Source organism: Arthrobacter sp. 260, assembly GCF_013116745.1.
Classification (GTDB): Bacteria; Actinomycetota; Actinomycetes; order Actinomycetales; family Micrococcaceae; genus Arthrobacter_D.
This window is the reverse complement of record NZ_JABFOE010000008.1, coordinates 130,825-144,170: the sequence shown is the minus strand read 5'-3', so window position 1 is coordinate 144,170 and position 13,346 is coordinate 130,825. Positions and strand designations below refer to the sequence as shown.

The following is a 13,346-nucleotide window of genomic DNA, read 5'->3' as shown; positions in this document are numbered from 1 at the left end:
GATGGGGCAGTGCTGCGCAATGCGCGGTTGTTGGGCACCACCGCCTTACGTCATCTGCGCGACGACCCGCTTCTGCTGGTGCTGCAAGTGTCGCGCAGGTTGCCCAGCGGCGCGGTGTACCGGGCGGCCGGAGCGGCTGCCTTTCTCAGCCGGACTCCACTGACCCAAGCGGTCGCCGCGTACCTTCGCGGGGACAGTAGCCGCACCCGCGAAGTATTGCGGTCGGCATTGGGCGCCGACGTGCGAGCCTCGACTGCCCTTCGATTGGCGGAGGTGGCTTTGGCCGCAGGGTATCCAACGATGGCGGATGAGTTCATCGTTCGGGCCCAGACATCCGGCGCGCCGGATGCCAGTCGGACTATTGCGCGACGGCGCTGGTACGACGGCGACATGAGCGGCGCCGTGGAGGTACTCAGAGCGGCCGGTCGGAACCGAACGGCGGAGAGGCTTGAGTCGGAACGTCGGGTCTTCGCTGGCTGGACACCCACGGTGCCGCCCGTCAAGGGGTATGTGCCCCGGCAGCATACAGTGCTGCACGTCCTGACCAACTCGCTGCCCCATACCGGGAGCGGCTATGCGCAGCGCTCCCATTCGATCCTCAAAGCCCAGCATGACGCGGGATGGACGGTTCATGCGGCAACCCGCGTGGGCTACCCGGTGCAGGTGGGTAAACTTTTCGCTGCTGACATTGATGTGCTGGATGGGGTTTCCTACCATCGGTTGCTGCCTTCGACCCTCGCCGAAGGGTTTGATGGCAGGCTGCAGCAGCAAGCTGAGGAACTCCTGGCCCTGGCACTCCAGGTCCGGCCCACTGTCCTGCATACCACCACCCATTTTGTGAATGGTCTGGTGGTGCGCGAAGTTGCGCGGGCCCTGGGCATCCCTTGGGTGTATGAGGTTCGTGGCCAATTGGCTGACACCTGGGCCTCAAGTCGTAGTGATGCGGCAAAGAAGAGCGAACGCTATAGGCTCTTCACTGAAAGTGAAGCTCAGGTTATGCAGAGTGCCAACCTGGTGGTGACGTTGGGTGAGGCTATGAAGCAGGACATGGTGAGCAAGGGAGTAGACCCGCGTAAGGTCCTGTTGTGCCCGAACGCCGTGGGGGATGAGTACCTCGACAAGCCGATGGACTCAGGCAGTGCGCGTCAGTCGCTCGGTCTCCCCAGCGACGGCGTGTACATCGGAACGGTCAGCAGCATTGTCGATTATGAGGGCCTCGATGATCTGTTGCGGGCGTTCGCAGTGCTAGTGCCTGACCACCCTGGTTTGCGCTGTCTGATCGTGGGGGATGGCGTGGCACTGCCATCGTTGAAGACTTTGGCTGGGCAACTCGGTGTAAGCGCACTTGTGACGTTTACCGGCCGGGTTCCGCGCGAGAGAGCCCGGCTTCATCATCAAGCAATCGACATCTTTGTGGTGCCGCGGAAGGACCTGGAAGTGACCCGAGCGGTAACGCCGTTGAAGCCAGTCGAGGCGATGGCGTCTGCCCGGGTTGTGGTGGCGAGCGATCTCCCCGCTCTCCGTGAGATCGTCTCGGCTGATACAGGGGTGCTGGTCTCCGCCGGTGATGTCGCGTCTTTGACGTCGGGGATTCGTGGACTCCTTGACGACGGCGGTGCCTTGAGCAGTGAAGCAATAGAACTCGGAGTGTTCGGTCGTCGAGACGTCCTTACCAACCGGACATGGACCGGAACTTCATTCAGTTTGCTTCACTCGTACTCAGGGCTGGAGCGCGCTGCCTAATGGCTGTTCCTGATGAAAAAGATGGTGCCGTACCAACCTCGGTAGACTTGCGAACCCTAATAAAAGTTGGGGTCAGGCCGCACTTCCTCGACTACCTAGTTGCCCTGTGGGACTACCGCCATTTCGTCTTCTTTGACGCGAAAGCGAGTGTTCAATCAGGAAATAGTCGTGACCGTCTGGGTAGTATCTGGCTCATTCTCAATCCGGTACTGAACGGATTGACCTTTTACCTTATTTTTGGTGTCTTGCTGCAAGTAGACCGCGGTATCGAAAACTTCATTGGATTCCTGATCATCGGGGTCTTCCTCTTCCAGATGAGCAGCCGATCAATTTCGAACGGCGCGCGAGCAATTCAGTCTAATTTGAAGGTAGTGCAGGCCTTCAACTTTCCCAGGGCAACTCTATTGCTTTCAGTCAATATTCGTGAGCTGCTGGCAAGTGTCCCGGTGATCATCACCATGCTGGTCCTGATCTTGTTACTTGAGCCAGCTGAGGAAATCACCTGGCTATGGTTCCTCGTCGTTCCCGCGCTTCTCCTCCAGACCGTGTTTAACCTTGGAATTGGTTTGATTCTGGCTCGCGTAGTTTCGAGGGTGAATGACGTCGCCAACGTCATCAGCTTTGTTATGCGGATCTTGATGTATGCCTCCTGTGTAATGTTCCCGATATCCCTGTTCGATCCATATCCGACAGTTCAGGAAGCGATTGAAGTTAATCCTCTGTACCAGGTGCTCACCATCGTGAGGGAGTCAGTTCTATATAGCGAAGTGCCGTCCTGGGAGTCTTGGGCGATCTTAGGGGCGTGGGCGCTCGGAGCGTTGGCGGTCGGCATGGTCTTCTTTTGGCTCGCGGAGGAGACTTACGGCCGTGACGAATAAAATAGAGTTCCTCTCCGAACCGCCAGCCGTCGTAGTGAATAACGTCAGCATGGCCTACCGTGTGCCAACTTCGGACAACGCTGCGAGCACAGGGCTTCTGCGATCGATCCGGCGAGCTATTGGCAACCGGCCGATGGTAGACGTCCACGCCTTGCAGAACATCTCGCTCGTCGTTGGACGTGGTGAATCAGTCGGGATAATTGGCCGCAACGGATCCGGCAAGAGCACGTTAATGAAACTTATTAACGGGAGGGTTCCGCCCACTTCCGGAGCCATCTACGCGTCGTCCCGCCCAACTTTACTCGGGGTGAGTGCAGCACTGGTTCCGGACATTTCCGGTGAGCAGAACATAATCCTGGGATGTCTCGCCATGGGAATGTCGAAGAAGGATATCTCAACCAAGTACCAGGGCATAGTCGAACTATCTGGCCTCGAGAATTCAATTCATCTACCCATGCGGACCTATTCGTCGGGGATGGCCTCGAGGCTCCAGTTCGCAATCGCGACAGCTGTGGACCCCGAGATTCTGTTGATCGATGAGGCGTTGAACACCGGGGATGATCAGTTCAAGGGCAGGACCAAGCAAAGGATGGACGAACTACTCGGCAAAGCGGGTTGCGTTTTTCTTGTCAGTCACAGTGTTGGAACCATCAAGGAAATGTGTACCCGGGTGGTTTGGCTCGATGAGGGTGAGCTAGTGATGGACGGGCCGGCCGATGATGTCATCAAGTGGTACACCACATTCATCAAGCATTTGACCTCTCGAGACCGGGTAGCGGCTATGAAGACCAAAAGACGAGTGATGAACGATCTAGTGGTCCCGCATCTTATGGCCCGTGAAACCGGGCGAAGGAGCACCGAGTGATCGCCTTGGACGCCCGCCGGATAAGAACGGCGGCGTGGCATTTTCGTCATGGGGGATTCGCGGCCCTCAGAACCTGGCATAGAAGAAACCAAGCGGAACAAGGCGTTTTCACGGTAGATAGTGCCCGTGGGGCTGAAGGCGCTTGGACCGGACGTCGTAAATCCAGGCGGCTAGGCTTTGCGGAAGCGCAGTTGATGGGATCGGCGGTGCCGAGACGGTCATTACGCGCAGCGGTGATACTTGATGAATTCTCGGCGTTGGCATTCGGCTACGAATGGGAATCAATCCACCTGACACCGAACAACTGGCGTGCCGTAGTTGCCGGTCAAAGTGTTGACCTGCTCTTTGTTGAGTCAGCCTGGAACGGGAACGGGGGTGCCTGGCAATACAACCTGACCGGTCCTTCAGGGCCCTCGGAGGCGTTCCGGGAACTGCTTCAGGCGTGCAGCGACAAAGGTATCCCCACCGTGTTCTGGAATAAAGAAGATCCTCCGCATTATGACGACTTCCTACCAGCGGCAAAGCTGTTCGATCATGTATTCACGAGTGATTCGAACATGGTGGAGCGGTACAGAGCGGACCTGGGACATGATCGAGTCGAATCATTGTCCTTCGCGGCACAGCCCGCCATTCACAATCCCGTACGACCAAGACATGGATGGCACCAAAGAGACATTGCCTTTGCGGGGATGTATTTCCGGCACAAGTTTCCTGAACGTCGTGCTCAGATGGACCTGCTGCTCGGAGCGGCGGTGGAAGCGTCCGCGTCAATGAAGACGGGTTTAGAGATATTCTCGCGCAAGTTAGGTGATCGAGAGGACTATCAGTTCCCTTCGCGCCTTGCGCCCTATGTTGTAGGATCGCTGTCTTATCCTCAGATGTTGACCGCGTACAAGGCATACAAAGTCTTCCTGAACGTGAATTCCGTGACTGAATCCCCGAGCATGTGTGCACGTCGGGTCTTTGAAATTACAGCTTCTGGAACTCCGGTGGTTTCGACGAGAAGTGCAGCCATCGAGCGATATTTTGCTCCCTCTGAAGTTCCAATTATCGACACTCCTGAGGATGCAGTCAGTCTGCTCTCTGCCCTCGTTCGACAGCCCTCGATGGGCGAGCGGCAAGTACACCTCGCACAACGTGTGATCTGGCGTGAGCACACCTACGCTCAACGAGTGGAACAAATTCTTCGTGCCGCAGTTCCAGCATTGTCCCGGCCGATGGTTCTGCCGACCGTGAGCGTGATGGTTTCGACTTATCGCCCTCATCAGCTGGAGCATGTGTTTCGAACAGTGGGTGCTCAGCTCGACGTGAACCCAGAGTTGGTATTGCTTACTCATGGATTCACACCAGATGCATCGACGCTCGAGAAGCTGAGGAAGAACCACGGCATAGAATCCCTGACCCTGCTGACTGCACCAGCAAGCCGGAGTTTAGGGCAGTGCCTCAATGACTGTGTCGAGGCCTCATCTGGCTCTGTACTGACGAAGATGGATGACGACGACTTTTATGGGCCGCACTACCTCGTGGATCAGCTCAGTGCCTTGAGCTATTCCGGGGCGCAGATAGTTGGTAAACAGGCCCACTACATGTACCTGCAGTCTCATGACGCGACAGTGCTCCGTTTCGCGCACAAAGAGCACCGGTTCACTAGCATGGTGATGGGGCCAACCATCATGGGTTCGGCGGGCACTCTTCGGGATTTTCCCTTTGAGAATCGAAGCAAGGGAGAGGACACTGCGTTCCTCAAAGCTGTTTCGGTGGCATCCGGGGCAATTTACTCATCCGACAAATACAACTTTTACCAGCAACGCAACGGATCCGGTCATACCTGGCAGGTGTCCGATAACGAAATACTTGCCACCGCGGATCTCTCGTTCTTCGGTAGACCAGACCACCATGTATCAATCTAGGGGAGCGCATGAATAGCATCCGTAAAGTTGCAGTTATCGGGCTAGGCTACATAGGACTACCTACAGCTGCCATCCTCGCCACCAACGGGCTCCAAGTTGTCGGAGTAGACATCAAGCGCGAAAACGTGGATGCAATCAACCGCGGAGAAGTGCCATTTGTCGAGCCTGATCTCAATATTCACGTAGCTGGCGCGGTCAGTGTCGGCGCACTTACTGCGACCACGGAAACGCCCTCGGCCGACGCTTTCATCCTTGCGGTTCCAACCCCGTTCAATGCCGATAGGACGGCTGACCTCTCCTACATTGAGGCCGCGGCACGGGGTCTCGCACCCAAGTTGGAGGGCGGCGAGCTCATAATCCTCGAATCGACCTCGCCCCCTGGAACCACCCAGCATCTTGCTGACTACCTTCTCGGATTACGGCCCGATCTCAGCCTCGATGGTGCCAACGACAAGCCAATTATTCATGTAGCCCACTGTCCGGAACGTGTGCTGCCCGGGCGAGTGATGATTGAGCTGGTCACCAACGACCGCATTGTCGGTGGTATTACCAATGAAGCTACTGAGCTAGCCCGCCAGCTATACCACGTGTTCTGCCAAGGCGACATTCATCTCACCGATGCTGCAACAGCTGAGATGGCCAAGCTCGTTGAGAACGCCTACCGGGACGTGAACATCGCGTTCGCAAACGAGCTGTCCGTCATCAGCGACAAGGTTGGGATCGACGTCTGGGAACTCATTGAACTTGCCAATCATCACCCCCGCGTGAACATCTTGCAGCCCGGCCCCGGGGTAGGCGGACACTGCATTGCCGTTGACCCGTGGTTCATCGTTTCGGCTGCACCCCACGAGTCGAAGCTGATTCGTCAAGCGCGCGAAACAAACGACGCCAAGCCAGCCTGGGTCATCGATCAGGTGAAGATTGCCGTCAAGAGTGCGGGCAAGGACGCGAAGGTCGCTGCGCTTGGCCTTGCCTTCAAAGCCAACATCGACGATCTTCGCGAATCTCCGGCCGTCGAAATAGTCCGGCAACTCAGCCAGGATCTGGATGAATGCTCGGTACTCGTCGCCGAGCCACACGTCACGGTGCTTCCCCGATCGCTCAGTTCGCTGACCAACGTCCAGCTCATGGCGACTGAGAGTGCGGTCCGGAGTGCCGACGTTGTGCTGTTACTCGTCGACCACGACGAGTTCAAGGAGATGGATCGGGCCATGCTCGAAGGTAAAGCAGTTGTGGATACCCGCGGGATCTGGCGCTAATGATTAACCAGTGCCAAGATACTCGGTCGGGGCCAGTTGGATTCGAGTCCGGGATGAGCCATGCAGTTCGATGACGAAAGACGGACCCGCTCGCCGATTGATGCAGCGAGAAGGTCTAAATACCTAGCGGATATTGATAAATTCATCGACGAACACGAAGTGCTGCAGCGTAGCCATAAGCGGGATGCTAACAGCATCCGTTCCCTTCGAACCCAGCTCACCGGCGTGGAACGAACAAATACCGAGCTCACAACAAGGATAAAATCCCTCGAAGGCGAGAATAAGGCTCTTCGCACTTCCCTTTCTGCCCTTCGCAAGTCGTCCAGGCTTCGGATTGGAACGGCGGTGACCGCTCCTGCTCGCGCGCTGACTCGCCTCAAAGCTCCCGTCGAAAACATACTTAAACGTCAGACTCCAGTAGCCCCGTCGGCAGTCGAGACGACACTATCCCGACCTCTAAACCCCATCGAACGTGCCAACGAGCTACGCGAACTACTATCAAGAGCGCCGTCCAAAGGGAACGCACATAACCTGATAGCCCACCTGTACTTCGTCCTAGGAGCGGTAAGCGAACCGGCCGCCGTCATCGAACGGTACGAGGAGGTCCTGACCGATCTGACGCCGAAGGAACGCCAGTTGATTGAGGCAGTGCGAGGCCTCAATAGGCTTCAGAAGCGGCCAATCGTCCTGCCACCGGAGCAAGGGAGCCCCGGTTATCAGCCCGAACGCGGCCGAATGTTGTATTGTGCGCACAGCGTATCTCCCTATAACTCCAACGGGTACTCGACTCGGACAGCGGGCATAGTTAATGGACTTGCCGCAGCGGGTGCAGATGTCGTCATTGCGGCCCGTCCGGGCTACCCGTGGGACATCAAGACTGATAAGGCTCCGTCCTCGGACGTCAGTTACACAGAGACCATCGCAGGGATAACGCATTTCTTCAGTCATGGACCAACCTGGACACAAAGCCCCCTCGACCATTTCATCCAGCAGGCTGCAGACAGCTATGTCCAGATAGCGATCCGAAATCGCGTGGAGCGCATCCAGGCAGCGTCTAATCATGTAACCGCTTTACCCGCGCTTATCGCAGCTCGCCGCCTAGGGCTGCCCTTCATTTACGAGGTGCGGGGACTGTGGGAGATTACCGAATCCTCCACTAAGCCAAACTGGGGTCAATCGGACAGGTACAACTTCTCCAAAGACATGGAGACACTTGTAGCTGCTAGCGCAGACTCCGTGTTTGCGATTACCCCACAGGTAATGGACGAGCTTATCCAGCGGGGGGTCCCAGCCGAAAAGATCTCTGTCCTTCCCAACGCCGTCGACACCGACGACTTCAGTGACATGCCGCAGCACCGGCCCACGCGGACCCGACTTGGGCTGGAAGACGATGCGCCAGTGATCGGCTACGCCGGAAGCCTAGTGGAGTACGAGGGCCTTGGCACTCTACTAGAGGCTTTCAGAACACTCATACTGAAGGACATCCGCGTCCACCTGGTGATCGTCGGCGACGGAGCGGCCCTTCCGAAGCTGAAACACCAGGCGAAACAGCTTGGGATAGCAGATTACGTCAAGTTCACCGGGAGGATCGCTGCTGAGGAAATCCCTGCGCTTATTAGCGTGTTCGATATCATGCCATGCCCTCGGATGCCGCTGCCGATCACGGAGATGGTGTCACCGCTTAAACCGTTAGAGGGCATGGCCGCTGGCAAAGCAGTGGTCCTCTCTGATCTCGCGCCGATGCGCGATCTGGCAGGCGAGGACGGAGAGCGTGCACGACTGTTCCAGGCTGGAGACCCCGGCGCTCTGGCAAGGGTCCTTGAGGACCTTCTCAACGACCCCACTCAACGACAGGAAATGGGTCGCCGCGCGCGGCTCTGGGCAGTAGCGGAGCGGACCTGGAAGAAAGTGGGCGAGGTAGCCTGGAGCTCTCGCGAGTCTACTCAGACGACTGCGTCGGAGTCGGCGCGAAATCTGTCCAGCCTCACCCTTGGGATCATCGCCGACGAGTTCACAACCGCAGGACTCCGACCTGAAATCAATCTGGTCGAAGTGCATCCCGATCGATGGCAAGCCGAACTCGATTCCAACCCTATCGACGCGATGTTCGTCGAATCGGCGTGGGACGGAAACGAGGGCTCTTGGAGAGGGAAGGTGGGCTATTACGACGACGAATCATTTGCCGACCTACTCGCCCTGCTAACCTATTGCCGCGAACGTTCTATACCAACCATCTTCTGGAACAAAGAGGATCCGGTCCACTTCAACCGTTTCAGACAGACCGCTAGGCACTTCGACCACGTCTTCACAAGCGACGACGGTTCTATACCCGGCTATCTTCAGTCCGCCGGCCCATCATTGGTGTCGGTCGCATCATTGCCGTTCTATGCTCAGCCCAAGCTTCACAACCCCCTGCCAAGCCTCCGGCCCTATTCACATACCGTCAGTTACGCAGGCTCCTACTACGGCGATCGATACAAGAAACGTTCTGACCAGCTCCACGCACTGTTGGCCGCTGCACTGCCCTCAGGGCTGACCATCTACGATCGTCAACACCTAAACCCGGACAGCCCCTATAAGTTTCCTCCCGATCTGGCACCCCACGTCAGTGGAGGCCTTCCTTACGCGGAAATGCTTGAGGCCTACAAAGCACACCCAGTCCATGTGAACGTGAACTCAGTCGAACAGTCGGGCACCATGTTCTCCCGTCGAGTCTTCGAGGTGGCCGCTTGCGGGGGAGCGGTGATCAGTGGTCCGGGTCTAGGTATTGAACGGGTTTTCGGAAGCGTTATCCCGATAGCTCAGGATCAACGGAGTGCACACGCTCTCATCAATTATTGGATGGAGAATGAGGACGCCCGGAACGAGGACGCTTGGCTGGGAATGCGCTCAGTCTTTCGTAGTCATACTGCAGCCCATCGCCTCACCTACGTATTGAGGACAGCAGGCCTAGAGATAGTGGCGCCTGCCCTGGAAAAGTACGCGCTACGAGTGTCAAACCCTACCCAAGAGACCATTGAGCAACTCGAAGCCCAGAGCGTCCGCCCTGCCCTCATACTGATGGATTCCGAGGCCAATCCGAATCGCGTAGTGAACGGTATGGCCGGTGAAGGGGCGATGAACCTCAGCTTAGAGGCCCTCCTGACCGCCGGAATCACCCTCATTGGGGACGTGCCCAGTGGGCCGATTGACCGAACGTTTTACGAAGACCTGCTTACCTCCAGGAAGTATTTGGCTTGGGACTCGGCACGAATCGAATCCTCACACACTAACGAACCCGGGTGGGGGCTCGCGCGACCGGCGCCACACGAGGATGTTGCGGGAAGACACCTTGAAGCTCTGGTGGCCAAGGGGACAGGATCGCTGATCCTTAATCGGCGAGTTACCGCATCTTCATCAGCTGCTGCTCAGCAGAGGGTCAAGCCGGCTGCAAAACGGATACTCGTCGCTGGGCATGACCTGAAATTCGCTCGCGGGCTTATCTCATACCTTGAGGACGCAGGGCACACTATCGAAATCGATCAGTGGTTGGGCCATTCGCAGCACGATGAGACAGGCAGTCGTGCCAAACTTGCAACCGCTGACATCATCTTCTGCGAATGGGCTCTGGGGAATGCGGTGTGGTATGCCAACAACAAACGCCAAGACCAAAGGCTGGTATGCAGATTGCACCTCCAGGAGCTGACCACCCCTTACCTTTCACAGCTGAACACCCATAACGTGGACCAGTTCATTTTTGTCGGCAGGCATATAGCGGACGTCGCTGAACGAGATTTCGATATTCCTGCGAAGAAATCGCAGGTTATTCCGAACTATGTTGACACGAAGCGTCTTCATCGGGACAAGAAGCCCGGGGCCAATTGGAATATCGGCCTAGTTGGCATTGTCCCGCAGCGAAAGCGCTTGGACCTTGCCCTGGATGTGCTTCGAGGGCTAAGACGATCAGATAGGCGTTACCACCTGTTCATTAAGGGCAAGCGTCCTGAGGACTTCCCCTGGATGGCTGATCGTCCTGAAGAATTGGCCTATTATCTGGAGCAATATCAGCGTATCGAAAACGATCCGCTGCTTTCAGGTGCGGTAACGTTCGATCCGCAAGGTGATGACATGGCCGAATGGTATCGGAAAATTGGGACGGTTCTTTCCATGAGTGATTTCGAATCATTTCATCTGACGCTCGCTGACGGTGCGGCGTCGGGCGCACTTCCCGCCACCCTCGCCTGGTCAGGAGCCGACCAGATTTACCCGGTATCGTGGATCTCAGCGTCCGTTGAATCTCTGACGAAACGCGTGGCGAGCATGGCAGCCGATGAGCCAATGCGGACCGCTGCGGTGATCAACGCGAGGAAGTTCGTCGAGGAACACTTTGACCAGTCGCAGGTCCTGCAGAATCTGCTTGAATCGATCTTGAAAGAATAGAACCACGGATGCGTGAGTTTCAAAAATTTAATAGGAGGTACCCATGAAGGTGTTCTTTACCTTCAGCGACGCCGCACGGCATAGTCGAAAAGGGGGGTTCTTTATATCTTATCGAAATGTGTTGTTCCCTTTTTGGTGGAACCTCACAGGATCTAGCGAATGGACTCTTTTTACTCCTGGTCGATTTGACCGCGCCAAGCCCGTTCCAGCATTTCAGAGGTCTTCGTACGCCGAATCCATAGATCAGAATGTCGTGTCCATGTTCGATCCTATGCTCTTCATGAATCGCGACATCAGTTTGGGTTGGTACGTGGGAAACCGGTCTCACCACTATGCCGACTGGTTAGCGATCCTCGTGGAAAGGATGATCTCACAGATGAAAATTGATGTGAACAAGGTCGTCATCTATGCGTCGTCGGGCGGCGGTATACCGGCGATAAAGATCGGAACTAGGAACGCAGGAACTAAGATCTATTGCTCGAATATTCAGGTAGATGTGCGTTCGTACTACAAGAAAACGTTCAGCAAAATGATCGCGGTGGCATACCCCGGGATGGACGAGCTAGAGGTTACAGAGAAGTTCTCATCTCATCTAACTTGCATCGACTGGGACGGAGACTTCTCCCTCACCTATGCCCAAAACTTGTTTGATGATTTTCACCTACAGAATCACTTCAAACCGTACAGGGATGAATATGAAAGAGTGAGCGGCCGCCGAAAGGTCGATTTCCTTGTCTATCGGGATGAGGAAAGTGGGCACGGAGTGCTGGACAAGAGCATCGAGCTGGAGATCATCCGAGCGATGCACTCTGGAGCTGATGTTGCGGCAATACTACCCTCGGGGAGGCACCTTGCGGCATCAGAACCGATCTAATCGAGCCCTTGATATGGGTTTGAACATGTCAACCGAACCTGATTTCCCGAGGTCAGGCTGCATCATTGGACGCTAAAGACTTCGGAAGAAGACTCATGTATCAATGGGCCTTGGACGGTCCATCGCAGCGGGAGTTCGACCAGCATGCGAAAGTGCTAGTTGATAGGTTCTCGGGATCGGGATCGGGGGCGGGGGTTACCAAAGGGGCTCGCGTCGACTTTCGGAACTACATCGATTTCTTGAGGGTTTCCGAGGGGCTCGATGTTGCCTTCTCTCGATTGGACGAGCTCCGAAAGAGTGGGTTGTCGTCCGACCTGTATGCCACAGCAGGCATGACAGCTGCCCGCCGTGCAGGCGAATATGGTAGAGCAGCAGACTTCCTTTTGGCTGCCCATGAAGAGTGGCCCAAGAATATGGGCATTTTCGTCTTTCTGATTGAGACTTTGATCTCCGCAGACCGAGTGACTCATGCCGCCGAGTTGCTTAGGGAAGCTAACCGTTCTGGCAGTATGGGCATTCGGTCCTCTGCGGTAGGCCTGAAGCTTGGTGAAATGGCCGCTGTTTGTGGTGTTTGGGACGAAGTCGAGCAGTTCGTTCATTCGAGCGTCGCAGAACCAGACGCTCCTGCCGTGAAAGTTCTTATGAAACGGGCAGAGCTGGGTTTGTCGTTTAGGGACCAAGCTGCCGAATTTCCAACCTATGTCCTGAATATGCTGGAAGACAGACGAAAGCTCAGTTTGCTCCGGGGCCTCTATAGACAGTTCGGCGTCGTACCCAACCGTCACGAGGCGGTGGATGGTCGGAGAATTGACCCCTCCGAACTGCCAGACATTGCCGCTCATCGTGGATTGAGAATGGGTAAAGGTGCGCTCGGGTGCGCGCTTGGCCATATCTCCATGTGGCAGACGTTCCTCTTGAGCAACCGTAGCTATGGATTCTTCCTCGAAGACGACGGATTGCCATACACCTGGATGAACTTATCCGAAGTGGTTGCCGAAGCGGGGCAGTTTGACGTCCTGTACGTCAATGAGCGAATGTCGTCGGTCAAGGCCGGAATTGTCTCGACTTCCATCAGTCCACTTTGGGAGACTCTCGCCACGAGGCCTGATTCTGTGCATGGTTGGGGGGCGGACGGCTATATCCTGTCGCGGCTCGGCGCGGAACGCCTGCTCGAAGCAGCGTCGGAAGATAAGGTGCTAAGCCACATCGATGGACAGATTGCGTCATATGGCATTCCGCCGGACGCGACGCCAACCAATGTTGCACAACAGATTGGGCTTTCTGTGCGCCAGACCAGCCGATACCTCCCGACTCTTAACATCAAATGCCTCGAGTTTCCACTGGTGGCGAGCATGGACTTCGGAGACTCAACCATTGGCCGGGTGGGTGGGCACTAGA

The 13,346-nt window shown here is 56.2% G+C and carries 8 protein-coding genes; all 8 read left to right on the top strand.

Annotated elements, in window-relative coordinates:
- Positions 1 to 9: 9 nt before the first annotated feature.
- The 8 genes from HMI57_RS10945 (at position 10) to HMI57_RS10910 (ending at position 13,345) form a co-directional block, all read left to right on the top strand.
- Positions 10 to 1,743 carry a glycosyltransferase gene (locus HMI57_RS10945; protein WP_171586045.1) on the top strand — a complete coding sequence of 578 codons (1,734 nt, stop codon included), beginning with the start codon at positions 10 to 12 and terminating at the stop codon, positions 1,741 to 1,743.
- The gene (locus HMI57_RS10940; protein ID WP_171586044.1) at positions 1,743 to 2,621 is read left to right on the top strand and encodes an ABC transporter permease; all 879 of its coding nucleotides are present in this window, start codon (positions 1,743 to 1,745) and stop codon (positions 2,619 to 2,621) included. The genes HMI57_RS10945 and HMI57_RS10940 overlap by 1 nt, the downstream gene beginning before the upstream one ends.
- Positions 2,611 to 3,486, top strand: a complete 876-nt coding sequence (locus HMI57_RS10935; protein ID WP_318779207.1) for an ABC transporter ATP-binding protein — start codon at positions 2,611 to 2,613, stop codon at positions 3,484 to 3,486. The genes HMI57_RS10940 and HMI57_RS10935 overlap by 11 nt, the downstream gene beginning before the upstream one ends.
- Positions 3,483 to 5,396: a glycosyltransferase gene (locus HMI57_RS10930; RefSeq protein ID WP_346655192.1), complete on the top strand. Its 1,914-nt coding sequence runs from the start codon at positions 3,483 to 3,485 to the stop codon at positions 5,394 to 5,396. The genes HMI57_RS10935 and HMI57_RS10930 overlap by 4 nt, the downstream gene beginning before the upstream one ends.
- A gap of 8 nt (positions 5,397 to 5,404) precedes the next feature.
- Complete coding sequence (gene wecC / locus HMI57_RS10925; protein WP_171586043.1) at positions 5,405 to 6,655, top strand: UDP-N-acetyl-D-mannosamine dehydrogenase; 1,251 nt, start codon at positions 5,405 to 5,407, stop codon at positions 6,653 to 6,655.
- Between the two features lie 60 nt (positions 6,656 to 6,715).
- The gene (locus tag HMI57_RS10920) at positions 6,716 to 11,074 is read left to right on the top strand and encodes a glycosyltransferase (protein WP_171586042.1); all 4,359 of its coding nucleotides are present in this window, start codon (positions 6,716 to 6,718) and stop codon (positions 11,072 to 11,074) included.
- Positions 11,075 to 11,117: 43 nt separating this feature from the next.
- On the top strand, positions 11,118 to 11,948 hold the full coding sequence (locus HMI57_RS10915) for a hypothetical protein (RefSeq protein WP_171586041.1): 831 nt from the start codon (positions 11,118 to 11,120) through the stop codon (positions 11,946 to 11,948).
- Positions 11,949 to 12,013: 65 nt separating this feature from the next.
- Positions 12,014 to 13,345 (top strand): glycosyltransferase family 25 protein, encoded by a 1,332-nt coding sequence (locus HMI57_RS10910; RefSeq protein ID WP_171586040.1) that lies wholly within the window; start codon positions 12,014 to 12,016, stop codon positions 13,343 to 13,345.
- Position 13,346 lies beyond the last annotated feature (1 nt).